Below are 23933 nucleotides of genomic sequence, written 5' to 3'. Positions count from 1 at the left end.
GGCTCGTGATCAGTCCTGAGAACTTCCGGGCCCTCCGTCCCGGTCCTGTCGAGGTCGACCGGCGGACGTGGACGCTGACCGTTCACGAGCTCGGTGTCCTGCGGGTCCCGAGTGGCCGGCTCGAGGCCTGCGATCCGTTCGTCACCCTGGGCGCGGCGCCGGTGTTCGACGTACCGCCGGGCGACTATCCGGTGCACGTCACCGTCGCGGACGTGTCAGAGGCGCAGGACGGCAGTCATCTCCGTGAGGCGTTCCTGTCGCTCCACTTGGCGGACGGCGAGGTCGCTCGCGTGGAGGCGGCGACCAGTCCCGACGAGGCGCTGGGCGAGGACGAGTTCTGGATGGTCGGCGTGGACGCGGGCACGGTCGCCTTCGTGGACGCGGAGGCTGTCCGGACCGGGATGCCGGCGGGCGACTGGTACGAAGACGTGTTCGACAACGGCCGGGACGACAGCTGGTTCGCGCTGATGGACTCGCCCGACCACGTCCGCGAGGGCTGCGCGAACATTGTGCTGCCGCTGGCGACCCAGGGTGAGAACGTCGTCCTCGCGCACTCGGGCTGGGGTGACGGTGCGTATCCGGTGGTCCGGACCGTCGACGCCGACGGCCGGACGCTCGGCGTACACATCGATCTGCTCGTGGTCGGACCGGAGAGTGACGACTGACCAACACCTGGTGACCGCGTGGTGACTGCCTGGTGGCCGAATCGCCGGGAACTGGCCTGTGGATATGGTCAAGAGGGCGTCCGGACGCTGGTATTCTCTTGGATGTGGCCCGGTCCATCGACCGGGCTCATTGCTTGGCGTCGGCGGCAAGTGCCGGCGTGAAGCCCATCGCATCGCCCTCCTGCCACGGAGAGACCGTGGCCGCCAAGTCCGAAGGAGGTGGAGTTCGCGCATGCGTCGTTACGAAGTCATGGTGATCCTCGACCCTGAGCTCGATGAGCGCACCGTGGAGCCGTCCATCGACCAGTACCTGAACATCGTCCGCAAGGAAGGTGGCTCGGTCGAGAAGCTCGACATCTGGGGTCGTCGCAAGCTTGCCTATGACGTGAAGAAGAAGGCCGAAGGCATCTACGCCGTCATCGACCTGACCGCCGAGCCGGCGGTGGTGAAGGAGCTCGACCGTCAGCTCACGCTGAACGAGTCGATCCTCCGCACCAAGGTCATCCGGCCGGACCAGCACTGAACCTCAGGCGTCAGGTGGTCTGGCGTCACACCACCCATCGTCTGCAGTACAGGAGGAAGATGTCATGGCCGGTGAACCACCCATCACGCTGATCGGAAACCTGACAGGTGATCCCGAGCTGCGGTTCACGCCGTCCGGGGCCGCGGTTGCGAACTTCACGGTCGCCTGTACGCCGCGGACGCTGGACCGGCAGAGCAACGAGTGGAAAGACGGCGAGACGCTCTTCATCTCGTGCTCGGTGTGGCGGCAGGTCGCCGAGAACGTCGCCGAGTCCCTGACCCGGGGCTCCCGGGTCGTCGTGCACGGTCGCCTCAAGGCGAGAAGCTACGACGACCGCGACGGGAACAAGCGCACCGTCTTCGAGTGTGACGTCGAGGAGATCGGCGCGAGCATGCGCTACGCGACGCTGAAGATCTCCAAGACCTCGCGCTCCGACGGCGGTGGCTTCGGTGGTGGCGGTGCCGGCGGTGGCCAGGGTGGCGGGTTCGGCGGTGGCAACCAGGGCGGCGGCTACGGCGGCGGCCAGGGTGGCGCCCCGCAGAACGACCCCTGGGCAACCCCCCAGCAACAAGGCGGCGGCGGCCAGTCCGCCTCGCAGAACGACCCCTGGGCCAGCCAGGGCGGCGGCTCGATGGAGGAGCCCCCGTTCTGATCCGGTCCGGGTCGTGACCAACAGACAAGAGTGACCATTCCGGCACCTGTGCCGGGCTCTGGAAGGAAGAGAGCACCACAATGGCCAAGATCATTCGGAAGCCGAAGAAGAAGGTCTGCGGCTTCTGCAAGGACAAGGCGACGTACGTCGATTACAAGGACACCGCGCTGCTGCGGAAGTTCATCTCGGACCGCGGCAAGATCCGCGCCCGCCGGGTGACCGGGAACTGCGTGCAGCACCAGCGCGACGTGGCCACCGCTATCAAGAACGCTCGTGAGGTGGCGCTGCTGCCGTACACGAGCACGGCTCGCTGAGGGAGGTCCGGCACATGAAGCTCATCCTGCAGCAGGAGGTCGAGGGCCTCGGGGCTCCCGGCGACATCGTCGAGGTGAAGGGCGGCTACGGCCGCAACTACCTGGTCCCGCGTGGCCTGGCCATCGGCTGGACCCGCGGCGCCGAGAAGCAGATCCAGTCGATCAAGCGGGCGCGCGACGCCCGGGCGATCCAGGGCAAGGAGCACGCGAGCGAGGTCAAGAACCAGCTCGAGCAGCTCGTCGTCACGCTGGACGTCAAGGCGGGTGACACCGGCCGGCTGTTCGGCTCGGTCACCCCGGCCGACATCGCCGGTGCGATCAAGTCCGCCGGCGGTCCGCTGGTCGAGAAGCGCGCGATCGCGATCGCGTCGCCGATCAAGACCACCGGCAAGCACCAGGTCTCGGTCCAGCTGCACCCCGAGGTGGCCGCCACGGTCCGCCTCGAGGTAGCCGCCGGCTGACCTCAGCACCACCCCACGAAGGCCCGCACTCCACGGAGCGCGGGCCTTCGTCATGCCCGCACTCCACCGGAGCGAGCGGGGTTTCGTGCATGCGCGGGAGCGTGAGCCCCGCACCCGGCGAGGCGCGGGCCGGGTGTTCGAGGGCTTGCTCGACGTACTCGGGCTACTCCGGCTGGGGGGCCGGCCAGGACTCGGGTTGGGGGTCGGTGCCGGTGCCTGTGCTGCCCTCGGGCGGCTCCACGGGCGGCCAGTCGGTCGGTGCCGGGTCGGCCGCACCGCCGGTCGCGGCCGGTACCTCGATCGTCGGCCACTGCACCGGATCCGGATCGTCCGCAGCAACCGCCACCCCCGACGGCACCACCAACAACACCCCCAGCAAACCCACCACCCGCAAAACCCGCCACCGCCTGGTCAGGCCGACCGTCCGAGCAGCTCTCCGCCGGCGAGGGGTCATGGTTTGTCCAGGGCGTAGAGGACCGAGTTGTGGACAACGATGGCGTGGCTTCCGGCGAGGCCCCAGGGACGGGCGGAGTTCTTCGGGAGGGCGTGCGCCGGGCGGCCGGGGGCGGTGGCGACCAGTTCCTGGTTGTTGGTGCCGTAGATGACCGTCCCGGTGATCGACAGCGGCTCGAAGCCCGGGCTGCTGAACGTCGTCCCGGCGGTGAAGTCGATCAGGCACTCACCCCAGGCCGCGACCTTGCGGGACGTGTCCGGGACCCATCGCCACCGGTCGGCCGCGTTCTTCTTGGTCGGCTTGCAGACGGCGACGACCGAGCCGTCGGCGCTCGAGTGCACGACCGGGCTGACGATGTCCGCGGTCTTGGTCTTCCACAGCGCGAGCGCGAAGTCCGGGCTCGCGGCCACCACGTGGTCGATCTCCTTCAGGCCGGTCGGCGGCTTGAGTGCCAGCTCCTGCCGTTCCTTGCCCGGCTGGCTCCAGTAGAGCGGCCCGGCGTACCGCGCCATCAGCGCCCGCTCGCCGTCCGCGAGCAGGATGGTCGACAACCGCGGCTGATCCGGCACGGCCTTGAGCTCACCGCCGGACACGACGGCCGCGCCGCCCTCGGTGCCCAGCTGGACCAGCGGCGACTTGCCGAAGAACTGTACGTCGGCCGAGTTCGGCAGCTCGACCTCTTCCGGCAGCGCGCCGTCCCCGGCCCAGTAGTACAAGGTGTCCGGCGTCGCGACCGCGAGCACCGGCTTGGAGTCGATCGTGGTGTACACCGGGCTCTTGGAGTCCTTCGGCACCTTGTCCTGCCACAGCACCTTGCCGTTGCTGTCAAACACCGCGAGTTTCTGGTCCGGCGTCAGTACGGCGACCTCGGTCCCGTCCGGCTTCACCGCCGGCTTGGTGTTCTCGGCGATGTCGACCGTCCAGCTCGCCTGGGTGGACCAGCCCGGCGGGGCGGGGCGGGCGGGGAACTGGTCCGGCCCGACGCTCGGCTCCGGCAACGCCGGCAGCTTCGGTGACTCGGTCGCCTTGGGTACGCCGTCTCCGAGCTTGCTGAACACGGCGACGTACAGCACGGTCCCGATGATCAGCACACAGGCGACGATCGCGGCCAGGACGATCGGCCAGATCGGCTTGGCGCCCGAGCCGGAGCGGCCCTTGCTGTCCACCTCGACGGCCTCGACCCGGCCGTCCGGGTGGATGATCAGCGGCCAGGAGGCGCCGTCGGACTCGACCGCGGTCGCCTTCACCGCCCGGCCGAGCTGCCCGGCCCGCTCGCTGACCAGCGCGATCGCCGCCTGTCGCGGATCGTGATGGTTGACCGGGTGACTGCGCCCGGCGATCTTCACCTCGGCGTTGTGGTCGTCGTACAGCCGGATCGTCACCTTGGGCCAGGACGGGATCTTGTCAGCCACGCCGCCCTCTCATTCCCGCCACTCGACTCCTCATTCATTCGCTCCGGTCACACCGGCCGTAGTGGTCCAGACCGCTGTGTCGCCGAGCCACCGCCCGAGTCACCGGCAAAGTAGACCATTAGCATGTCCACCGCACCAATGGCATGCCGGTAGTCCTGGCAGGCCCGACGACGCGAGCCTGCGGCTCGACTGACCCCGACAAGGGGGTAGAAACATCCTCGCCTGTGGATGGGTCACGAAAGTACACCCGGAAAGCGAGAGAATACTGTGGGCGACAGCCTGTGACGCAGCGCGAGAGGAGGGGCCATGACGCAGAACCCGTGGACTCGGCAGCAATCGCCGACCCCGGGTCCGCAGCAGGCCCCGCCGCAGCCTGCGGACCGGATGCCGCGCGGCCCGTCCGCGCCGCAGCACGGTGTTCCCGCGCCCGCCGAGGACCAGCGACTCCCGAAGTTCGCCATCCCGGCGGCGGACACGCTCTGGTGGGTCGGCGTCCACGGCGGCTCCGGCGAGTCGACGATGGCGCAACTGCTGCCCGGCACCCGGGCGGCCAACCATCGCTGGCCGATCCCGCCGCCACCGGTGCCGACACCGGTGATCCTGGTCGCCCGGACGAGTGGTTCGGGTCTGCGGGCCGCCCAGCGGGCCGCGATCGAGTGGGCATCGGGAGTGGTCCAGGGCGTCGCCGTACTCGGCCTGGTGCTGATCGCGGACGCGCCCGGCCGGCTGCCCCGCGTCCTCGACGACTTCGCCGACATCGTCGGCGGTGGCGTGCCGAGGGTGTGGGACGTCCCGTGGATCGAGGAGTGGCGCCGAGGGGAGGCACCCACCCCTGACAACACCCCTGACGAGGTTTTCGAAGTCCTTGAATCCATCTACGCTCTTCGCGCGTCAAACCCAGCGGACTACCCCGCCCCGTACTGAAAGGCATATACCGCGATGATGTTGGCACATCTGATCTCGGAGGCCGCGAGCCTGCTTCCGCTCGTCGACGACCCGGGCACCGGCCAGGCGCCTCCCGGTTCGGACCAGTTCAACAAGGTGATCGGCTGGGTGACCTGGATCGCCTTCAGCATCTGCCTGCTCGGCATCGTGATCGCCGGCGCGATGATGGCCGTCGGCCAGCGTCGCGGTGAGGGTGGCGAGCACGCGGCCCGGCTCGGCTGGGTCCTCGCGGCCTGCATCGTGATCGGCTCGGCCTCGATGCTCGTGAACGGCCTGACGTGATCCGAGGCTGTTGCGACCGCCCCGAGACTCGCGCAGCCGGAGCCTGATCGCCCGTGGGTCTGTTCAGCAGGGACTCCGGTTCCACCGACGACGACGCCGGGGGTGAGGCGCCCGGCTTCTGGCAGGAGCGAGGTTTCGTCGCCTCGGCGATCGTCGTCGGAGCCGTGGTCGTCTGCCTGCTGGTCTGGTTCTTCGCCCGGGACCCGGGGACGCCGGCCACCCAGCCGACAACCTCGCCGAGCGTGGTCGAGCCGACCGAACAGCCCACCGGCGAACCGACCGTGCCGCCCGCCACGCCCACGGCCGAACCGACCTCCTCGTCCACCCCGTCCGGGCCGCCCGCGTCCGGCCGCGGTGGCTGCTACACCAAGAACCCGGACCAGGCACGCCCGCGGGTGGCTCCGTCGGCGGTGACCTGGCAGTTCGAGGCCAACATGCTCATTCCGCTCCAGCAGGAAGGTGGTCCGGCCGTCATGGACGCTGCCGGTGTGCGCTCCTGCTTCGCCCACTCGCCGACCGGCGCCGTGCTGGCGGCGATGGTCACCCTCGGCCAGATTCGCAACCCGGAGTTGACCGACCGCGTGCTGGCCACCCGGATCGCGCCCGGGCCGGGCCGCGAGCGCGCCATCAGCGAGGCCCGGGTCACCCGGACGCCGCGCAACGAGGGCGACGCCTCGCAGTTCACCGGCTTCAAGGTGATCGACTACACGACCAACCGTGCCATCGTGTACGTCGCCGTCCGGCTGGAGTCCACCAAGATCGCGTCCCTGCCGGTGACGCTGATCTGGTCCAAGGGTGACTGGCGGGTCGTGCTGCAGGACGACGGCAGCTTCAACGGCAGCGTGCAGCCGGACGTGCTGCAGTCGCTGGACGGCTACATCCGTTTCAGGGGGGCGTGATGATCGCCCTCGGCTGTTCGTGGGCGCCCTGGGACTGGGACGACTGCGTCGAGCAGTTCCTCGGCGACGCGGTCGAAGCGGCCTTCGGCACGTTCTTCGACGTCATCTTCGACGCCATCCGGGCGGTCGTGGTCGCGGCCGTCGAGGCCGTGATGGAGGCGGTCGGCTTCCTCTGGATCCAGATCGACACCCCGGACGTGGCCAACAACGGGGCGGTCGGCTTCGTCCAGGTGCACACCAACTACATCCTCGGGACCATCGCCGCCATCGCGGTGATCGTCGGCGGCATCCACATGGCCGTGTCGCACCGCGGCGAGCCGTTGCGCGACATCCTCAAGTCGCTGCTCATCATGGTGGTCGTCTCCAGCGCCGGCGCGGTCTTCGCCGCCACGCTGATCCAGGCCGCGGACGAGTTCTCCTCCTGGATCATCAGCGAGGCGCTGGACGCCGACGAGCACGGTTTCGCGGGCAAGCTGGCCGACCTGATGATCGATCCGCTCAAGGATCCGGCCGAGGTTCTCGGCGTGGCATTGGTGATCTTCGTCGGCATCCTGATGGTGATCACCGCGATCATCCAGCTGGGCCTGATGATCGTCCGGTACGGGATGCTCGTGCTGCTGGTCGGCGTACTCCCGCTGACGGCCGCGGCGACCAACACCGAGATGGGCATGATGTGGTTCAAGCGGGCGGTGGCCTGGCTGGCCGGGTTCATCATCTACAAACCGGTGGCGGCGCTGATCTACGCCACCGCGATCAAGCTGATGGCGAGTCCGCCGACGCCCGAGGGCGCACCGGAGGGTACGCCGCAGACGCTCAAGGTCGTCATGGGCGTGACCATGATGATCATCGCGGTGGTCTCGCTCCCCGCCATTCTCCGGTTCGTCTCACCGAGGACGTCCTGACATGATCGCGCTCGGATGCAGCGACGGCTGGCTCGAATGCCTCACGTCCATCGTCAGCGCGGCCCTCGCACCAGTGGTCGAAGGACTGATCGAGTTGATCTTCGAACCGATTCTCGAGGCCGTCTTCAAGGCCGTGACACTCGTGATGGGCACCATCGGCACCTTCTGGGTGTACGTCGACACCCCCGACGTCGGCAGCATGGCGACCGGCCGGCCGGCGAACGACACCGTCGGCTGGGTCTGGGAGCACACGCAGTACATCGCCGCGTTCATCGCCATGATCGGCCTGCTGGTCGGCGGGATGCACATGGCCTGGAACCACCGCGGTGAGGCGGCCCGGGACATCCTCCGCTCGTTGCTCACGCTGGCGATCGCGTCCCTGCTGTCGGTCGCGGTCGCGCAGGCGCTGATCGAGTTCGGCGACAAGTTCTCCGACTGCATCGTGACCACCGCACTGACCGACTCCGGCGAAGGCTGGCAGTGCGGCATGGGGAGCGACGTCGGGACCAGCTTCGGCGAGACGATGGCCGCGATGATCGGGTTGTCCGCGGTGGCGGGGCCGATCGGAATCGGCCTGGCCATCACGATCGGCATCCTGACGATCATCGCCGGGGTGATCCAGATCGTGCTGATGATCGTCCGCAGCGCGATGCTGATCCTGCTGCTCGGTGTCCTGCCGATCGCGGCCGCGGCCACCAACACCGAGATGGGCCGGACCTGGTTCAAGCGGATCATCGCCTGGCTGTTCGCCTTCATCCTCTACAAACCGGTGGCCGCGATCGTCTACGCGACCGCCATCAGGCTGACCTCGAACAACGGCGAGGGTCTCAACTTCGGGAGCTCCGAAGAGTCCGTCGGGGTCCAGGTGATGAACATGGTCACCGGTCTCACCATGCTGGTGCTCGCGCTGTTCGCGCTGCCGGCGTTGATGCGCTTCATCGTCCCGATGGTCGCCGCGACCGCCGGCGGCGCGGGGGCGGGCATGCTCGCCGCCAAGATGACCGGGATGGACAAGCTGGCCGACAAGGTGCAGCAGGGAGCCGACCAGGGTGGGGCCGACAACAGCGGTGGCCAGGGCCCGAGCGGCGCGCGCAACGTCGGCCGTGCCAGCCAGCAGAGCCCGAGTGGTTCCGGCTCCGGTGGCGGCGGTGGCCAAGCCGGTGCGGGCGGCGGGGGCGGTCAGGCCGGCGCAGCAGGCGGTGGTGGTGGTGGTGGCGGCGCGGCAGCCGCTGGTGGGGGCGGCGGTGGCGGTGCTGCTGCCGCGGGTGGTGCCGGTGGCGGTGGAGCCGCGGCCGGTGGAGGCGCAGCGGCGGCCGGTGGTGGTGCCGCAGCCGCGGCCGGGCCGGCGGCGGCTGCCGTGGTCGCGGTCAAGATGGGTGTCGACAAGACCAAGGAAGCCGGCCAGATGGCCGCCTCCGAGTCCTTCGACAACGACGCCATGGACGACGGCGGAGGTGGCGGGGGCGGCGGAGGTGGCGGCGGTGGCGGTGGCGGTGGCGACGGCCGCGGGGGCGGCGGCCCGTCGGGCAGCGGCGGTTCGGCCCGTGACATGAGCCGCGACAACGACCGGGCCCGAGCCCAGCAGCAGCAGAACCTCCGCTGGCAGGACGACCAGTCCCGCCGCGACGCACAACGAGACTCGGACGGACCACGTGGCAGCGGCTGACAACGTGCGCGCCCCGCGCACCTACGGAAACTGGCGGCAACCCGCCTCGGCGGGAATCGCCGGGCTGGGCACGCTCGGCACCGCCCTGATGATGGGCGGCCTGATCGCGACGATCCTGGCGATGATGGCGGGCGGCGTGATCGCCGCGGTCATCACGCTGCTGATCCTCGCGGTCTGTCTGCTGATGCTGATGACCAAGGACAAGCACGGCCTGTCCGCGTTGCAACGGCTCTCGACCCGCATTGGATGGCAGCGAGCAAAGATGGCGAAGCACAACCTCTACCGTTCCGGTCCGCTCGGGCGGACCGCGTGGGGCAAGTTCCAGCTCCCCGGTCTGGCCGCCGCGTCGCAGCTGAGCGAGTTCAAGGACTCCTACGGCCGGCCGTTCGCGCTGCTGTTCTATCCGAGCACGCGGCACTTCACCGTCATCATCAACGCCGAGCCCGACGGTGCGTCGCTGGTCGACGAGGAGCAGGTCGACGTCTGGGTCGCGCACTGGGGCCAGTGGTTGGCGTCGCTCGGCCACGAGCCGGGCATCGTGGCCGCGTCGGTGACCGTGGAGAGCGCGCCCGACACCGGCATCCGGCTGCGCCGTGAGGTCGGCAACAACATGATGGACGGTACGCCGGCGATCGCCCGGGCGATGCTGACCGAGGTCGTGCAGACCTACCCGGAGGGCTCGGCGCTGGTGTCCGCGCGGGTCGCGCTGACCTTCAAGGGCACCGACCGCAACGGCAAGCGCCGCAAGGAAGACGACATGGGCCGCGAGCTGGCGTCCCGCCTGCCGGCGCTCACCCAGAGCCTGAACGCGACCGGCGCGGGTGCCGCCCGTCCGGTCACCGCCCAGGAGCTGTGCGAGGCCGTGCGGATCGCGTACGACCCGGCGGCCGCGGTCCTGATAGACGAGGCCCGCGGTCAGGGGATGGCGCCGGAGCTGCAGTGGACCGACGTCGGTCCGGCCGGTGCGCAGGCGTTCTGGGACAAGTACCGGCACGACTCGGCCTGGTCGGTGACCTGGCAGATGACCCAGGCGCCGCGCGGTGAGGTGTTCTCCTCGGTGCTGTCGCAGCTGGTCGCGCCGCACGCCGACATCGACCGCAAGCGCGTCACCCTGCTCTACCGTCCGCTGGACGCGGCCACCGCGGCCCGGATGGTCGAGGCGGACAAGCGCAACGCGTCCTTCCGGGCGACCACGTCGAGCCGGCCCACGGCCCGGACGATCGCCGAGGCCCGGGCCGCCGACCGGACCGCCCAGGAGGAGGCCCGCGGCGCCGGCCTGGTCAACTTCGGCATGGTGGTGACCGGGACCGTGATGACGGCCGAGCAGATCCCGGACATGATCGCGGCGATCGACAACCTCGGCGCGACCGCGCGCATCCTGCTGCGTCCGGCGTACGGGTCGCAGGACTCCGCGTTCGTGGCCGGGCTGCCGCTCGGCGTCGTCCTGCAGAGCCACCTGTCGGTGCCGGCCGGGCTGCGGGAAGCTCTATGACCGCTGGGGAGTCCGTATGAGCAAGAAGACGAAGAAGCCGGTCGACCCGTCGCGTGGCGGCAAGCGGCCGATGCCGCGCGGCTGGCCGGGGGCGGGCGGCGGCTACTCGACGTACCTGCAGGCGCCGGCCGAGTGGCGCGGTACGACGGTCCAGGTGTGCGGACTGTGGCCGTTCGCGGCCGGCACCGGCAGCCCGATGGTCGGCGTACCGATCGGGCGGAACATCCTGTCCGGGGCGACCATGTGCTGCGACCCGATCAGCTGGTTCATGCGCGCCAAGCTGATCTCGAACCCGTCGATGTTCGTGCTCGGCAAGCCCGGTCTGGGCAAGTCGACGATCACCCGCCGGATGGCGCTCGGCCTGGCCGGGTACGGCATCCAGCCGCTGGTGCTCGGCGACCTCAAGCCCGACTACAAGGACCTGATCGAGGCCCTCGGCGGCCAGGTCATCCAGCTCGGCCGCGGCCGCGGGCACCTGAACGTGCTCGATCCGGGCGAGTCCCGCCAGGCCGCGCTCCGGCTGACCGGCAAGGCCCGCGAGGCGATCCAGGCGGACGCGCACGGCCGCCGGCAGACGATGGTGTCCGCGCTGATCTCGATCATGCGCTCGGCCCCGCCGTCGGACCGCGAGGAGACCATCATCGACGAGGCCCTCAAGGTCCTCGACGAGAGGCATCAGGGTACGCCGCTGCTGCGCGACCTGCTCCGGGTCATCCAGGACGCGCCCGACCGGGTCCGCAACGTGGCCCTGGACCGCGGGAGCCTGGACCGGTACCGGCAGATCACCGAAGGGCTCGAGGCCTCGCTGATCGGTCTGGTCGGTGGCGGCCGGCTCGGTGAGATCTTCTCCGAGCAGACCGACAACCCGATGCAGATGGACCGTCCGGTGGTGTTCGACGTGTCCAACATCGACGACTCAGAGACCAGCCTGCAGGCCGCCGTACTGCTGGCCTGCTGGTCCTACGGGTTCGGCGCGGTCGCGGTCTCGCAGGCGCTCGCGGAGGCGGGGCTCGAGCCGCGGCGGCACTACTTCGTCATCCTCGACGAGCTGTGGCGCGTGCTGCGGGCCGGTCGCGGCCTGGTCGACCGGGTGGACGCGCTGACCCGGCTGAACCGGCAGCGCGGTGTCGGGATGGCGATGATCTCGCACACCATGTCCGACTTGCTCGCGCTCGAGCACCCCGAGGACCGGATGAAGGCGAAGGGTTTCGTCGAGCGGTCCGGGATGGTCATCTGCGGCGGTCTGCCGCGGGCCGAGATGGAGAACCTGACCGAGGTCGTGCCGATGTCCGAGGAGGAGCAGAACATGCTCATCGGCTGGCAGGACCCGCCCGCGTGGGACCCGGCCACCGGTGAGGAGGCGGCGCCTCCCGGCCGAGGCAACTTCCTGGTCAAGGTCGGTGGCCGCCCGGGCATCCCGGTGCACGTCGGGCTGACCTCGGTCGAGCGCGAGATCAACGACACCAACAAGCTGTGGAGGACCGGCGCCGACGGCAAGCCACTGAAGGTGGAGGTGGCCGCCGACGGGTCGGAGGAGGTCCTCGAGGAGTACAGCCTCGACGACCCGACCATGCTGCCGCCGCCCGACCCGACCACCCGCGTGGTCGCCCGAACGGGAGTTGACGAGTAATGGCCCAGGGCAGGAAGAGCACCGGACCCGGCGGACTGTCCGTCGAGTCGATCATCGTCTTCATCGGCATCGGCCTGTTCGCCGTCGTCGTCGGCGGGATCTGGGGCGCGCTGAAGGTCGCGGCCGCGATCAACGACACCCGCGCCGTCGGCAACCCGCTGGCCACGATGACCGACCTGATCGAGGGCCGGCTGCGCTGGTCGGCGGTGGCGACCGGGGTGTTCATCCTCGAGCTCGTCGTGCTGGTGCTGCTCGCGGGCGGCGGCTACCTGCTGGTCCGCAAGCGGGAGAAGTCGATCGGCCGGGTGGACCGGCAGGCGCACCTGATGTCGAAGCGCTCGGAGATCTACAAGCTCACCCGGGAGGGTGCGCAGGGGATCGCCGACCGGCTCGGCGCCGGGCACGCCGGTCCCGGCATCCTGATCGGCCGGACGGTCCGCGACGACCTGGAGGTGTTCGGGTCCTGGGAGGACATGCACGTCGACATCTGGGGTCCCCGGACCGGTAAGACGACGTCGCGCGCGGTCCCGGCGATCCTGGACGCGCCCGGCGCGGTGATCGCGACCTCGAACAAGCGCGACATCGTCGACGCCACCCGCGGGCCGCGGCTGGAGAAGGGCCCGGTCTGGGTCTTCGACCCGCAGGAGGTTTGCGAGGAGCCGCCGAACTGGTGGTGGAACCCGCTGACCTACATCACCGACGAGACCAAGGCGCGCGAGCTGGCCGAGCACTTCGTCGCCTCGCAGCGCAAGGACCGCAACGCCCAGACCGACGCGTTCTTCGATGCCGCCGGCACCGACCTGCTGGCCGGCCTGCTGCTCGCGGCCGCGGTCGCGAAGCGGCCGATCACGCAGGTCTACAGCTGGCTCGCGGACCAGCGCAACGACGAGCCGGAGCGGATCCTGCGCAACACCCCCGGCCTGCACCTGTCCGCCGACGCGCTCGCCGGCGTCATCAACGCGCCGGACAAGCAGCGCGCCGGTGTGTACGGCACGGCCCAGCAGAGCGCGCAGTTCCTGGTCAACCGCAAGGTCACCCGCTGGGTCATCCCGCAGGGGCCGAACGACACCCGCCCGCAGTTCAACCCGCACGAGTTCGTCCGCAAGGGCGGCACGCTCTACAGCCTCTCCAAGGAAGGCGCCGGTACGGCGGGACCGCTGGTCACCGCGTTGACGGTGGCGGTCGTGGAGGCGGCCGAGGAGTTCGCCAAGGGCAACCCGATGGGCCGGATGCCGAACCCGCTGGTCGGCGTCCTGGACGAGGCGGCGAACGTCTGCCGCTGGAAGAACCTGCCCGACCTCTACAGCCACTTCGGGTCCCGCGGCATCGTGCTGATGACGATCCTGCAGTCCTGGCCGCAGGGCGTGGAGTGCTGGGGCGCGGAGGGGATGGAGAAGCTCTGGTCGTCGGCGAACGTCCGGGTGTACGGCGGTGGCGCGTCGGACGCGAACTTCCTGGAGAAGCTGAGCAAGCTGATCGGCGACTACGACATCATTTCCAGCTCGGTCTCGTACAACAAGGGTGAGCGCGGCACCAGCCGGCAGACGCAGCGGCACCACATCCTCGAGGTGTCCGACCTGGCGTCGATGCCACCCGGCCGGGCCGTGGTGTTCCCGTCCGGGATCCCGGCCACGATGGTGAAGACGGTGCCGTGGTTCACCCGGCCGGACGCGGGTGCGGTGAAGGCGTCGCTGGCGAAGTACGATCCGGGCACCGGTGCGCCGCAGAGCGCGAACCCGTGGGTCGCGGCCGGCAGCCGGCCGCCGTCGGCACCGCCCGCGATGCCCACCGGCGTGCCGGTCTGGGAGCAGAGTGAGGAGCAGCGCCGTGGATGGTGAACAGGAACTCTTCTATCCGCACGTGGCGGCGTTCGTCGAGGACCGGCTGGTCTACCTGTACACGCGCCGGATCGGGCAGCAGTACGTCTGGTGCCCGGAGTGGTACCGGCACGCCGAGGCGCTCAGTCGGCTGGACTCGATCTGGCGCGCCTGGGAGCACCTCCGGCTCGACCCGGCCACCGGGATGTCGGTCTGGTGGCGCGATCACGCGGACCCGCACATGATGGCGCTGCTCGACCCCGACGGCCCGTTCGCGGCCTGCCGCGGCGCGCACACCGACTACCCGATCCCGCCGCTGCCGGTGGAGGAGCCGCCCGCCGGCCTGTTCTTCGACCAGCGCCAGCCGAACCTGCGCGGTATCTGAAGCAGGTCAGGCTGGTTGCCCTGGGCATCTTTGACCCCTGACGCCGGTCAGTCGCCGAGGCCGATGTCCTTGAGCTCACCGGGGTGGGTCTTCCGCTTCTGCTTGAGGTTCTTCCGGCGCTGGACGAACTTACGTGCCTTCGGCGTCTCCGACGGTGGGTTGCGGACCGCGTCCGCGGCGGGCGGTTGCCCGGGTTGCTGGGCGGCTTCGCTACGCCGGTCGCGCGCTTCGGCGTCGTAGCGGTCCGCTGCGCCCTCGTCGTACCTCGCGCCACGCTCTTCGCGGTCAGCGGCGCGCTCGTAGCGCCGGCCCGCGGCCGCGGTCGCATCCGCGCCGGGCTCGTCGGGCCGGGCGGCGGCTTCGTCACGCAGGTGCCGGCCGTGCGCACGGTCGCTGCGGCCCTGGCGGCGCTGAGCGGCTGCGTCGTCGCGGAGACGGTCGCGCTTCTGCTCGGCGACATCGGCCAGGCGCATCGCCTCGGTGGTCTCGGCGGCGGCGTCGAGCGCCTCGCGCCGGTAGCGGAGCTCCTCCAACTCGCGCTCGTCCGTCGCGATCTCGATCTCTTCCTCGCGGATCCGCTCCTCGAGCTCCTCCTGGTCACGGCGGCTCTCGTTCTCCAACGACCGGACCGCGGCCGCGCGCACCCACTTGCCCGCGCCGCGCCGCTCACTCAGCGCCTCGGGGCTGTCGTCGTCCCCCTGCTCGCGCTGCTCGGGCTCGAGCGCAACCGTCTGCTCGTCGTCGGTGTCGGCCATGCCGCTCCTTTCGGTCCACCCACACGATGCCGCACCGGCAGGGTCAGCGGGTAGCTCCGGTCACCAGCCAGGCGTCGCGGCGTTCCCGCGTGACCAGAGTGAGCAGTCGCAGCAGCATGAATCCACCGAACGCCCACCACAGCGCGACGATGTCCCCGCCGAACCACTGCACGCTCAACGCCAGCGGTGCGTACAGCACGAGGGCGATCACTCCGGCCACCGCGAGGTACGGGCCGTCACCCGCTCCGATCAGTACGCCGTCCAGCACGAACACCACGCCGTTCACGGGCTGCCATAGCGCGGCCACCAGGATCACGGCGGCCAGAGTGCGACGTACTTCGGGATCAGCGGTGAACCACGGCACGTAGACGTCCCGGAGCCCCCAGAGCGCCAGGCCGCCGAGCAGACCGGAGAACAGGCCCCACCACATCATCCGGCGGGTGATGGCCCGGGTTCCGGCGACGTCGCCCGCGCCCAGGGAACGGCCGGTCAGCGCCTGCGCGGCGATCGCGATCGCGTCGAGAGCCAGGGCCAGGAACGACCACAGCGTGAAGGCGACCTGGTGGGCCGCGACGGACGTTGTCCCCAGCGCGGTGGCGACGAACGTCAGCAGGATGATTGCCACTCGCAACGTCAGGGTGCGGACGATCAGCGGCACGCCCATCTGCGCGGACGCGAGGATGCCGGGGCGGTCGGGCCGGAGCTTGGCGCCGTCCCGTCGGGCGCCCCGGACCACGACGACGACCAGTGCGACCCCGGCGGCCGTCTGGGCGAGCGCCGTACCCATGGCCGAGCCCGCGATGTCCAGGTCGAAGCCGTAGACGAACAGGAAGTTGAGGCCGATGTTGACCAGGTTCGCGCTGATCGCGACCACCATCGGGGTCTTGGTGTCCTGCAGGCCGCGCAGTACGCCGGTCGCCGCCAGCAGCAGGAGCATCGACGGTATGCCGAAGCAGGAGATCCGCAGATAGGTGACCGCGTGGTCGGCGACGTCCGGCGACGGGTCGAACGCCGCGATCGCGGCCGGCGCGAAGATCAGCCCGGCCACGGCCAGTACGACGCCGAGCAGCAACGCCAGCCACAGTCCGTCGATGCCCTGGGCCAGCGCGCCGCGGTGGTCGCCGGCCCCGATCCGGCGGGCGACCGCCGACGTGGTGCCGTAGGCGAGGAAGACGCAGACGCCGACCAGGGTCTGCAGGATCGTGCCGGCGACCCCGAGGGCGGCGAGTTGCGGCGTACCGAGGTGCCCGACGATGGCCGAGTCGGCGAGCAGCATGAGTGGCTCGGACACCAGCGCGAAGAACGCGGGGATCGCGAGCCGCAGGATCTCCCGGTCCTGCTCACCGACGAGCCGGCGCAGCCTCGACCTCACCGGTCCGATCGACCTGTCATGAGCATGGGCTTCATTGTGCCTGACCCAGGCTGTGTACAACCGATCGGACCCAGGAGTCCGGAAAGTGGGACCCGACTTTTTCTTCTCCACAGTTGTGCACTGGTGAAACCGCAGGTCAGAGGCGGGTTCTGGGAGGTTGTCCCCAGATATCCACAGGAATATGCCCAACCTGTGCACACCTCGTCACGGGGTTTCCCACAGTTCGTCCACAGGGGGTGTGGACAGCGAACTACCACCCGGCGACCCGACCGGCGTACGGTCGCGGGACTGACGCCGTCCGCCCGCAGTCTCGGGGGCGAGTCCGCCTGCGGATGGCGCCGGCGAGGGCCTGTCCGACCGGCGTGGTGGGGCAGTGGAAACTGTCGGCGGGTTCGGATACGGTTCGAACGGTTGTTCGATTGGCGCCGTTGTGGTTCGGCCGGGTGTGGGCCCGGTGGGACGAGGAGGTCGGGCGAAGTGAGTGTGGCGGAGTTCCGCGGGGGGCAGGGCGGCGGCCAGGAGGAGCGCAACCCGGAGATGGGCTTCGACCGCACGCCGCCGCAGGACCTGGCGGCCGAGCAGTGCGTGCTCGGCGCGATGATGCTGAGCAAGGACGCGATCGCCGACGTGATCGAGACCCTGCGCGGCACCGACTTCTACCGCCCGGCCCACGAGATCGTCTTCGACGCCGTCACCGATCTGTACGCGCGCGGTGAGCCGGCCGACGCGATCACGGTCGCGGCCGAGCTGACCCGCCGGGGCGAGATGACCCGGATCGGCGGCGCGCCGTACGTGCACACCCTGGTCGCCTCCGTCCCGCTCGCCGCGAACGCCGGGTACTACGCGCACATCGTCCGGGAGAAGGCGATCCTGCGCCGCCTGGTCGAGGCCGGCACCAAGATCGTCCAGCTCGGGTACGCCGGTGAGGGCGAGGTCGACGACGTCGTCGACGAGGCCCAGGCGGAGATCTACTCGGTCACCGAGAAGCGGACCGCCGAGGACTACGCACCGCTGAAGGACATCATGGAGGGCGCCCTCGACGAGATCGAGGCGATCGACTCCCGCGGTGACGCGATGGTCGGCGTACCGACCGGGTTCACCGACCTGGACGAGCTGACCAACGGGCTGCACCCGGGCCAGATGATCATCGTCGCCGCCCGGCCCGCGATGGGGAAGGCGCTCGCGCTGGACACCCCGCTGCCGACGCCGACCGGCTGGACCACGATGGCCGAGGTCGCGGTCGGCGACCAGCTGCTGGACGCCGACGGCCGGCCGACCACGGTGGTCGCGGCGACCGAGGTGATGGTCGACCGGCCGTGTTTCCGGCTGTTCTTCTCCGACGGCAGCACGATCGTCGCCGACGCCGAGCACCAGTGGCGGGTCGAGGACGGCGGCCGCCCGGTGGTCTGCACGACCGCCGACCTGTTCACGGCGATGTCCGCGAGTCCCGGGCTGACACCGCCGATCCCCGGGTCGGCGCCGCGTCGGATCACCGGGCATGGTTTTCCGGCCGCACTGGCCGGTGAGGGTGAGCGCCGGGTCGAGTGGCTCGAGCAGGTCGAGAGCGTGCCGGTGCGCTGCGTCGAGGTCGACAACCCCGACCACCTGTACCTGGCCGGCAAGACGATGATCCCGACCCACAACTCCACCCTCGGGCTGGACTTCGCCCGCTCGGCGTCGATCAGGCACGGCCTCACCTCGTGCATCTTCTCGCTGGAGATGAGCCGCAACGAGATCACCATGCGGCTGCTCTCGGCCGAGGCGAAGGTGCCGCTGCACCACATGCGCAACGGCAAGATGACCGACGAGGACTGGGCCCGGCTGGCCCGCAAGATGGGCGAGGTCTCCGAGGCCCCGCTGTTCATCGACGACTCGCCCAACCTGACCATGATGGAGATCCGCGCCAAGGCCCGCCGGCTCAAGCAGCGCCACGACCTGCGGCTGATCGTGATCGACTACCTGCAGCTGATGACGTCCGGCAAGAAGGTCGAGTCCCGCCAGCTCGAGGTCTCCGAGTTCTCCCGCTCGATCAAGCTCCTCGCCAAGGAGCTCGAGCTCCCCGTCGTCGCCATCTGCCAGCTCAACCGAGGCTCCGAACAACGCTCCGACAAACGCCCCATGGCCTCCGACCTCCGCGAATCGGGCTGCCTGACCGCGGACACCCGGCTGCTGCGGGCGGACACCGGCGCCGAGATCTCGCTCGGCGAGCTGCTGGCGACGGGCGCGCGGGACGTCCCGGTCTGGTCGCTCGACGACCGGCTGAAGCTGGTGCCGCGGACGTTGACGCACGCCTTCCCCAGCGGTGTGAAGGAAGTCTTCCGGCTGAAGCTCGCCTCCGGCCGGGAGATCAAGGCGACGGCCAACCACCCGTTCCTCACGTACGACGGCTGGAAGCCGCTGGGCGACCTGGTCCCGGGAGCACGGGTGGGCTCGCTCCGGCACGTTCCGCCGCCGCTCGAGCTGAAGCCCTGGGACGACGACGAGATCACGCTGCTCGCGCACCTGCTCGGCGACGGTTCGTTCGTCAGGCGTCAGCCGATCCGCTACGCCAGCATCGACGAGGCCAACCTGACCGCGGTCACCGAGGCGGCTCACCGGCGCTTCGGCATCACGGCGATCCGTGACGAGCACGCCGCCGCCCGGGTGACGAGCCTGCGCCTCCCAGCGCCGTACCGACTGGCGCGCGGCAAGCGCAACCCGATCGCGGCGTGGCTCGACGGTCTCGGTCTCTTCGGCCTTCGAAGCCACGAGAAGTTCATCCCCGCCGGCGTCTTCGCACTCCCGAAGGAGCACGTCGCGCAGTTCGTCCGGCACCTCTGGGCCACCGACGGATCGGTCCGCTGGGACGCGAAGGCCGGCCAGGGCCGCATCTACTACGCGTCCACCAGCCGCCGGCTCGTCGACGACCTGGCCCGACTCCTGCTCCGCCACAACATCTTCACCCGCATCAAGACCGCCAAGAAACCCGGCTACCGCGACAGCTACCACCTGCACATCTACGGCGCCGAGAACCAGTTGCGCTTCTGTGACGAGATCGGCGTGCACGGGCTCCGCGGACTCAAGGTCCTGGAGGTCGCCACGGCCCTGCGCGGCATCCGGAGCAACACCAACCTCGACACCGTTCCCAAGGACGTCTGGACGCGCGTTCGCGAGGTGCTCGCCGACCGGAAGGTCACCCACCGAGAGTTCGCCTCGGCCATGGGCACGCAGTTCTCCGGATCGACGATGTGGAAGCACGCCCCGAGCCGGCAGCGCCTCGCCAAGGTGGCCGACATCCTCGACGACGCCGACCTCGAAGTCCTCGCCACCAACGACATCTTCTGGGACACCATCACCTCGATCGAGTCGCTCGGCGAGCAGGAGGTCTACGACGCCACCGTCCTGGGCACCCACAACTTCGTTGCCGAAGGCATCGCTACCCACAACTCACTGGAACAGGACGCCGACGTCGTGATCCTGCTTCATCGGGAGGATGCGTACGAGCGGGAATCCACCCGACCGGGCGAAGCGGACTTCATCGTCGCCAAACACCGCAACGGGCCTACGGCTGATGTGGTGGTGGCGTTCCAGGGGCATTACTCGCGGTTCGTGGACATGGCGCACGACGGGTGATCAGCGCTTCTTCCAGCGGTTGGCCGAGATGGATTCCTGGGCCAGCAGACGGAGGGAGGAGATGAGGGTCTCGCCGAGGATGGTGCCGATGACGACCGACTCGGCGAGTTGGTCCCGGGTGGGGTTGGTGGAGACGGCGTCGATCTCGAGCTCGGTGAAGCGTTCGACGGCTTCGGCGTACGCGTCCAGGAAGGTGACCAGGTTGTCCTGGCCGAGGGTGCGGAAGGCGGCGACGGTCTCGACGAGGGTGGCGAGGGCGGGGGCCTCGGGCTCGACGGACCAGCCGCGGCGGGCGATCAGGTCCGTCACCTGAGCGGTGGCCGCCTCGCGGGCCTCGTCGGAGGCGGTCGGTTTGCGGCGCGGGGTGAGGGCTCGGTGGGCGCGGCCGATCTGCTCGTGCAGGGGTACGTCGTCGGAGTCGAGCGACTCGAGGATGTCCTTCACCTGCGCGACCGGCACCTGCGCGATCTCGACCAGGGCCCGGATCAACCGCAGCCGGCGGACGTGCGCCTCGCCGTACGACGCCTGGTTCGGGCTGGTCAGCTCACCCTGCGGGAGCAGGCCCTCCCGCAGGTAGTACTTGATAGTCGGCACCGGTACGCCGGTGGCCCGGCTCAGCTCCCCGATTCGCATCACGCTTGCCTTCCTCGCGGTCGTGATGGATAGTAGCAGTATCCATAAGCGGATAGTGCAACTATCCATAGGAAGGAGGTCAGATGATTCCCGCAGTTCTGGTCCTCGCGACGCTGGCATTCCGGGCGCTGGGTGCGCTCGGTGTACGGCGGTTCGCGAGCTGGCCGGTCAGCGCGGCGCACGGGATGGCGGTGATGCTGCTGTTCACCGCGAGCGCGCATTTCGTGCCGGCGAGCGTGACGGTGATGCCGAACCACGCCGACCTGGCCCGGATGGTGCCGCCGTTCCTGCCGTTCGCGGACGCGCTGGTGTACGTCACCGGCGTCCTCGAGTTCCTCGGCGCGGCCGGGCTGGTCCTGACCGCGACCCGCTGGCCGGCCTCGATCGGGTTGGCGGCGCTGTTCGTGACGTTGCTCCCGGCAAACATCTACGCGGCGACCGGGGACGTCGCCTTCGCCAACGGCGAGCCGGCGACCCCGTTGTGGCAGCGCATTCCCGAGCAGCTGCTCTACCTCGCGGTCGCGCTGTGGATCGCCCGCGCGGCGGACAGTACGCCGACGCGCGAACTGTTCACCCGGCGCGAGAAGGAGAGCGTGCCCTCATGACCGACGAGTCACGGATCATCGCCGGAGTCGTCCTGCTCACGATCGTGACGATCCAGTTCGGCGGCTACTTCATGACCAGGATCGTCCGCGGCCAGGTGCCGATGACGGACTTCCAGAAGTCGTTCGCCCGAGCCGGTCACGCGCACGCCGGCGTACTGGTGATTCTCAGCCTCGTCGGTCTGCTGTACGTCGACCAGACCGGGCTGACCGGGTTCTGGCTGTGGGTGGCGCGGCTGGCGATCCCTGTCGCGGCGATCCTGATGTCCGGTGGGTTCTTCGCCTCGTCCGCGGGCAAGGACCGCACGCAGCCGAACCAGTTCCTGTGGGTTCTCTGGCTCGGCGCCGCGTCGCTCGCGGTCGGCGTACTGACCCTCGGCGTCGGGCTGATCGTCGCCTGACCGATCAGCGGGCCGCGGTCACGTCGATCTCGACGAGCTGACCGGGAAAGCCGAGTTGGGCGACCCCGAGCAGGGTGCTGGCAGAGGTGAAGGCCGGGGCGAGGGCTGAGTCGTTGAGTTGCGTCCACACCGCGGCGAGCTCGTCCCGGTCCGCGCTGGCGACGTAGATGACCGTGCGTACGACGTCGTCCGGCGTGGCGCCCGCGGCGTCGAGGGCGACGAGGATGTTCTCGATGACCTGGGCAGTCTGACCGACCAGCCCGCCTTCGGCCAGCACGCCGGACGGGTCGAGCGGGCACTGGCCCGCGAGGTAGATGAGAGTGTCGGCCTGGACCCGCGTCACGTGGTGGTAGCCCGGGGTCGGGTGGAGGCCGTCAGGGTTGGTGCGCTCGATCGTCACGCACCCGAGCCAACGCCACGCCTAGCCTTCAGGTCAACGGGATTACGCCCCGCCAAGCCACCAAGCCACCAAGCCGCCATGCAATCGCGAGCGTCCGCGGCGCGGAGCCGTGAGGTTATCGGTCGAAGCGGCGTACGTAGCGCTTCTGCCAGGGGGTTTCGACGGCACGCCGGTCGTAGTGCTCCCGGACGTACGCGACGGCCCGGTCAGCAGATACTCCGTCCAGGACAGCCAGGCAGGCGAGCGCGGTACCCGTCCGGCCACGCCCTCCGCCACAGGCGAACTCGACGCGGTCGGACCCAGTCCGCTCCAGCGCGTCCTCGAACACCGAGCGCGCCTCGGCGCGGTCGGCAGGCAGCCGGAAGTCGGGCCAGCGCAGCCAGCGCGACTCCCACTCGGTCGGCGGAGGTTGCTCGCCGAGGAGATACACGCCGTACGTCGGCGGATGTCCCGCCGGCGGGCCGGCGCGTAGACCGCGTCCGCGCACCGTCCGTCCCGACGGCAGGACCATCACACCGGCTTCGTCTTTGCCCCAGGTCGTCACCCGGCCACCTTAGGCCGAGCCACCAGCCGGGCCCTAGTTCAGGCGCTCCTCGGTGGAGGAGGAGAAGAGGTGCAGCTTCTCCGGGTCCGGGGCGAGGTGGACGATCGTGCCCTTGTCGTTGTGCAGGCGGGTGCCGATGCGGGCGATGATCTGCTGGCTCGTCGCGGTGTGCTCGGCGGTGCCGTAAAGAAACGCGTCCGAGCCGAGCTCCTCGATCACCGCGACCTTCACCGGCAGGCCCTCGTCGGCGAAGTGGAACGCCTCCGGCCGGATGCCCAGCGTCAGCGTCTTGTCGTCACCGGCCTTGGCCAGCAGGGTGCGGTCGATCGGGACCACGTAGTCGCCGATCTTCGCGCCACCGTCGACGATCTCGGCCTCGATCAGGTTCATCGCCGGCGACCCGATGAAGCCGGCCACGAACTTGTTCTTCGGGTGGTCGTACAGGTTCAGCGGGGTGTCGACCTGCTGCAGTACGCCGTCCTTCAGGACGGCGACCCGGTCGCCCATCGTCATGGCCTCGACCTGGTCGTGGGTCACGTACACCGTGGTCACGCCGAGCCGGTGCTGGAGCTCCGCGATCTGCGTGCGGGTCTGGACGCGGAGCTTGGCGTCGAGGTTCGACAGCGGCTCGTCCATCAGGAAGACCTGCGGATTACGGACGATCGCGCGGCCCATGGCAACGCGCTGGCGCTGGCCACCGGACAGAGCCTTCGGCTTGCGGTCGAGGAACTCCTCGAGGCCGAGCAGCTTGGCCGCCTCGGCGACCCGCCGGATCCGGTCGTCCTTGTGGACGCCCTGCATCTTGAGCGCGAAACCCATGTTGTCCGCGACCGTCATGTGCGGGTAGAGCGCGTAGTTCTGGAACACCATCGCGATGTCCCGGTCCTTCGGCGGGGCGTTGGTCACGTCGCGGTCGCCGATGTAGATGGAGCCCTCGTTGACTTCTTCGAGGCCGGCCAGCATCCGCAGAGCGGTGGACTTCCCTGAGCCCGACGGCCCGACCAGAACCATGAACTCGCCGTCCTGGATGTCCAGGTCGAGCTCGTCCACGGCGGGGATGTCGGTTCCCGGGTAGACCCGGGTGGCTCCCTTGAACGACACAGTTGCCATGTCGC

At 69.8% G+C, this 23933-nt stretch carries 25 protein-coding genes; 17 read left to right on the top strand and 8 right to left on the bottom strand.

The features are described 5' to 3' along the window. Positions 1–5 precede the first annotated feature (5 nt). The 5 genes from ACQPYZ_RS35670 to rplI all read left to right on the top strand — a co-directional run bounded on the left by ACQPYZ_RS35670 (position 6) and on the right by rplI (position 2615). On the top strand, positions 6–665 hold the full coding sequence (locus ACQPYZ_RS35670; protein ID WP_433163798.1) for a DUF4241 domain-containing protein: 660 nt from the start codon (positions 6–8) through the stop codon (positions 663–665). Between the two features lie 232 nt (positions 666–897). Beyond that, on the top strand, positions 898–1188 hold the full coding sequence (gene rpsF / locus ACQPYZ_RS35665; protein WP_145804544.1) for a 30S ribosomal protein S6: 291 nt from the start codon (positions 898–900) through the stop codon (positions 1186–1188). A 64-nt stretch (positions 1189–1252) separates the two neighbouring features. Continuing rightward, positions 1253–1840: a single-stranded DNA-binding protein gene (locus ACQPYZ_RS35660; RefSeq protein WP_433163796.1), complete on the top strand. Its 588-nt coding sequence runs from the start codon at positions 1253–1255 to the stop codon at positions 1838–1840. Positions 1841–1920: 80 nt separating this feature from the next. Beyond that, the gene (gene rpsR / locus ACQPYZ_RS35655) at positions 1921–2154 is read left to right on the top strand and encodes a 30S ribosomal protein S18 (protein WP_012924539.1); all 234 of its coding nucleotides are present in this window, start codon (positions 1921–1923) and stop codon (positions 2152–2154) included. Positions 2155–2168: 14 nt separating this feature from the next. After that, complete coding sequence (gene rplI / locus ACQPYZ_RS35650; protein ID WP_433163794.1) at positions 2169–2615, top strand: 50S ribosomal protein L9; 447 nt, start codon at positions 2169–2171, stop codon at positions 2613–2615. A 163-nt stretch (positions 2616–2778) separates the two neighbouring features. Here the strand turns inward: rplI and ACQPYZ_RS35645 are convergent, their stop codons facing one another. Both ACQPYZ_RS35645 and ACQPYZ_RS35640 read right to left on the bottom strand, forming a co-directional pair. Continuing rightward, positions 2779–3003 (bottom strand): hypothetical protein, encoded by a 225-nt coding sequence (locus ACQPYZ_RS35645; RefSeq protein WP_433163792.1) that lies wholly within the window; start codon positions 3001–3003, stop codon positions 2779–2781. Between the two features lie 62 nt (positions 3004–3065). Further along, on the bottom strand, positions 3066–4481 hold the full coding sequence (locus tag ACQPYZ_RS35640; protein WP_433163791.1) for a hypothetical protein: 1416 nt from the start codon (positions 4479–4481) through the stop codon (positions 3066–3068). Positions 4482–4787: 306 nt separating this feature from the next. Between ACQPYZ_RS35640 and ACQPYZ_RS35635 the strand changes: the two genes are divergently transcribed. From ACQPYZ_RS35635 to ACQPYZ_RS35595, 9 genes are read left to right on the top strand one after another with little or no spacing between them, the layout of a single operon-like run. Next, a complete protein-coding gene (locus ACQPYZ_RS35635; protein WP_433163789.1) occupies positions 4788–5405 on the top strand; it encodes a DUF6668 family protein in 618 nt (205 codons plus the stop codon). An 18-nt stretch (positions 5406–5423) separates the two neighbouring features. Further along, the gene (locus ACQPYZ_RS35630; RefSeq protein ID WP_433163787.1) at positions 5424–5708 is read left to right on the top strand and encodes a TrbC/VirB2 family protein; all 285 of its coding nucleotides are present in this window, start codon (positions 5424–5426) and stop codon (positions 5706–5708) included. Between the two features lie 53 nt (positions 5709–5761). Beyond that, positions 5762–6607, top strand: coding sequence for a hypothetical protein (locus ACQPYZ_RS35625; RefSeq protein ID WP_433163785.1), 846 nt, complete (start codon positions 5762–5764; stop codon positions 6605–6607). After that, positions 6607–7509 carry a hypothetical protein gene (locus ACQPYZ_RS35620; RefSeq protein WP_433163784.1) on the top strand — a complete coding sequence of 301 codons (903 nt, stop codon included), beginning with the start codon at positions 6607–6609 and terminating at the stop codon, positions 7507–7509. The genes ACQPYZ_RS35625 and ACQPYZ_RS35620 overlap by 1 nt, the downstream gene beginning before the upstream one ends. A gap of 1 nt (position 7510) precedes the next feature. Continuing rightward, positions 7511–9175: a hypothetical protein gene (locus ACQPYZ_RS35615; RefSeq protein WP_433163783.1), complete on the top strand. Its 1665-nt coding sequence runs from the start codon at positions 7511–7513 to the stop codon at positions 9173–9175. Next, a complete protein-coding gene (locus ACQPYZ_RS35610) occupies positions 9162–10667 on the top strand; it encodes an SCO6880 family protein (protein ID WP_433163781.1) in 1506 nt (501 codons plus the stop codon). The genes ACQPYZ_RS35615 and ACQPYZ_RS35610 overlap by 14 nt, the downstream gene beginning before the upstream one ends. A gap of 16 nt (positions 10668–10683) precedes the next feature. Beyond that, positions 10684–12297: an ATP/GTP-binding protein gene (locus tag ACQPYZ_RS35605; RefSeq protein ID WP_433163779.1), complete on the top strand. Its 1614-nt coding sequence runs from the start codon at positions 10684–10686 to the stop codon at positions 12295–12297. Further along, the gene (locus ACQPYZ_RS35600) at positions 12297–14135 is read left to right on the top strand and encodes a type IV secretory system conjugative DNA transfer family protein (protein WP_433163777.1); all 1839 of its coding nucleotides are present in this window, start codon (positions 12297–12299) and stop codon (positions 14133–14135) included. The genes ACQPYZ_RS35605 and ACQPYZ_RS35600 overlap by 1 nt, the downstream gene beginning before the upstream one ends. Next, entirely contained in the window at positions 14125–14499 is a 375-nt protein-coding gene (locus ACQPYZ_RS35595) for a DUF4913 domain-containing protein (protein WP_433163775.1), read from the top strand. The genes ACQPYZ_RS35600 and ACQPYZ_RS35595 overlap by 11 nt, the downstream gene beginning before the upstream one ends. 47 nt (positions 14500–14546) lie before the next feature. On the opposite strand, the gene ACQPYZ_RS35590 is transcribed toward ACQPYZ_RS35595, so the two are convergent. Both ACQPYZ_RS35590 and ACQPYZ_RS35585 read right to left on the bottom strand, forming a co-directional pair. Beyond that, on the bottom strand, positions 14547–15254 hold the full coding sequence (locus ACQPYZ_RS35590) for a hypothetical protein (RefSeq protein ID WP_433163774.1): 708 nt from the start codon (positions 15252–15254) through the stop codon (positions 14547–14549). 43 nt (positions 15255–15297) lie between these two features. Then, positions 15298–16626 (bottom strand): MATE family efflux transporter, encoded by a 1329-nt coding sequence (locus ACQPYZ_RS35585; protein WP_433163772.1) that lies wholly within the window; start codon positions 16624–16626, stop codon positions 15298–15300. A gap of 18 nt (positions 16627–16644) precedes the next feature. On the opposite strand from ACQPYZ_RS35585, the gene ACQPYZ_RS35580 reads away from it, so the two are divergent. Next, a complete protein-coding gene (locus ACQPYZ_RS35580) occupies positions 16645–20238 on the top strand; it encodes a replicative DNA helicase (RefSeq protein ID WP_433163770.1) in 3594 nt (1197 codons plus the stop codon). Here the strand turns inward: ACQPYZ_RS35580 and ACQPYZ_RS35575 are convergent, their stop codons facing one another. Continuing rightward, positions 20239–20871, bottom strand: coding sequence for a MerR family transcriptional regulator (locus tag ACQPYZ_RS35575; RefSeq protein ID WP_433169832.1), 633 nt, complete (start codon positions 20869–20871; stop codon positions 20239–20241). 83 nt (positions 20872–20954) lie between these two features. On the opposite strand from ACQPYZ_RS35575, the gene ACQPYZ_RS35570 reads away from it, so the two are divergent. Both ACQPYZ_RS35570 and ACQPYZ_RS35565 read left to right on the top strand, forming a co-directional pair. Beyond that, on the top strand, positions 20955–21476 hold the full coding sequence (locus tag ACQPYZ_RS35570; RefSeq protein WP_433163768.1) for a DoxX family protein: 522 nt from the start codon (positions 20955–20957) through the stop codon (positions 21474–21476). Next, positions 21473–21874 carry a hypothetical protein gene (locus ACQPYZ_RS35565; protein ID WP_433163767.1) on the top strand — a complete coding sequence of 134 codons (402 nt, stop codon included), beginning with the start codon at positions 21473–21475 and terminating at the stop codon, positions 21872–21874. The genes ACQPYZ_RS35570 and ACQPYZ_RS35565 overlap by 4 nt, the downstream gene beginning before the upstream one ends. Positions 21875–21878: 4 nt before the next feature. On the opposite strand, the gene ACQPYZ_RS35560 is transcribed toward ACQPYZ_RS35565, so the two are convergent. The 3 genes from ACQPYZ_RS35560 to ACQPYZ_RS35550 form a co-directional block, all read right to left on the bottom strand. Continuing rightward, the gene (locus tag ACQPYZ_RS35560) at positions 21879–22274 is read right to left on the bottom strand and encodes a RidA family protein (RefSeq protein ID WP_433163765.1); all 396 of its coding nucleotides are present in this window, start codon (positions 22272–22274) and stop codon (positions 21879–21881) included. A gap of 115 nt (positions 22275–22389) precedes the next feature. Further along, positions 22390–22818 (bottom strand): protein-tyrosine phosphatase family protein, encoded by a 429-nt coding sequence (locus ACQPYZ_RS35555; protein WP_433163763.1) that lies wholly within the window; start codon positions 22816–22818, stop codon positions 22390–22392. A 33-nt stretch (positions 22819–22851) separates the two neighbouring features. Continuing rightward, complete coding sequence (locus ACQPYZ_RS35550; RefSeq protein WP_433163761.1) at positions 22852–23928, bottom strand: ABC transporter ATP-binding protein; 1077 nt, start codon at positions 23926–23928, stop codon at positions 22852–22854. Between the last annotated feature and the right edge of the window lie 5 nt (positions 23929–23933).

This window comes from Kribbella sp. CA-247076 (assembly GCF_050942445.1).
In the GTDB taxonomy this organism is placed as follows: Bacteria; Actinomycetota; Actinomycetes; order Propionibacteriales; family Kribbellaceae; genus Kribbella.
The sequence above is the reverse complement of the archived record's forward strand: the minus strand, read 5'-3'. Positions and strand labels throughout refer to the sequence as shown.

Bases quoted from the DNA above. Each gene is read 5' to 3' on its own strand.
- rpsF (WP_145804544.1), top strand. From the start codon at position 898: ATGCGTCGTTACGAAGTCATGGTGATCCTCGACCCTGAGCTCGATGAG.
- ACQPYZ_RS35660 (WP_433163796.1), top strand. From the start codon at position 1,253: ATGGCCGGTGAACCACCCATCACGCTGATCGGAAACCTGACAGGTGAT.
- rpsR (WP_012924539.1), top strand. From the start codon at position 1,921: ATGGCCAAGATCATTCGGAAGCCGAAGAAGAAGGTCTGCGGCTTCTGC.
- rplI (WP_433163794.1), top strand. From the start codon at position 2,169: ATGAAGCTCATCCTGCAGCAGGAGGTCGAGGGCCTCGGGGCTCCCGGC.
- ACQPYZ_RS35635 (WP_433163789.1), top strand. From the start codon at position 4,788: ATGACGCAGAACCCGTGGACTCGGCAGCAATCGCCGACCCCGGGTCCG.
- ACQPYZ_RS35630 (WP_433163787.1), top strand. From the start codon at position 5,424: ATGTTGGCACATCTGATCTCGGAGGCCGCGAGCCTGCTTCCGCTCGTC.
- ACQPYZ_RS35620 (WP_433163784.1), top strand. From the start codon at position 6,607: ATGATCGCCCTCGGCTGTTCGTGGGCGCCCTGGGACTGGGACGACTGC.
- ACQPYZ_RS35615 (WP_433163783.1), top strand. From the start codon at position 7,511: ATGATCGCGCTCGGATGCAGCGACGGCTGGCTCGAATGCCTCACGTCC.
- ACQPYZ_RS35605 (WP_433163779.1), top strand. From the start codon at position 10,684: ATGAGCAAGAAGACGAAGAAGCCGGTCGACCCGTCGCGTGGCGGCAAG.
- ACQPYZ_RS35600 (WP_433163777.1), top strand. From the start codon at position 12,297: ATGGCCCAGGGCAGGAAGAGCACCGGACCCGGCGGACTGTCCGTCGAG.
- ACQPYZ_RS35590 (WP_433163774.1), bottom strand. From the start codon at position 15,254: ATGGCCGACACCGACGACGAGCAGACGGTTGCGCTCGAGCCCGAGCAG.
- ACQPYZ_RS35580 (WP_433163770.1), top strand. From the start codon at position 16,645: ATGAGCATGGGCTTCATTGTGCCTGACCCAGGCTGTGTACAACCGATC.
- ACQPYZ_RS35575 (WP_433169832.1), bottom strand. From the start codon at position 20,871: ATGCGAATCGGGGAGCTGAGCCGGGCCACCGGCGTACCGGTGCCGACT.
- ACQPYZ_RS35570 (WP_433163768.1), top strand. From the start codon at position 20,955: ATGATTCCCGCAGTTCTGGTCCTCGCGACGCTGGCATTCCGGGCGCTG.
- ACQPYZ_RS35565 (WP_433163767.1), top strand. From the start codon at position 21,473: ATGACCGACGAGTCACGGATCATCGCCGGAGTCGTCCTGCTCACGATC.
- ACQPYZ_RS35550 (WP_433163761.1), bottom strand. From the start codon at position 23,928: ATGGCAACTGTGTCGTTCAAGGGAGCCACCCGGGTCTACCCGGGAACC.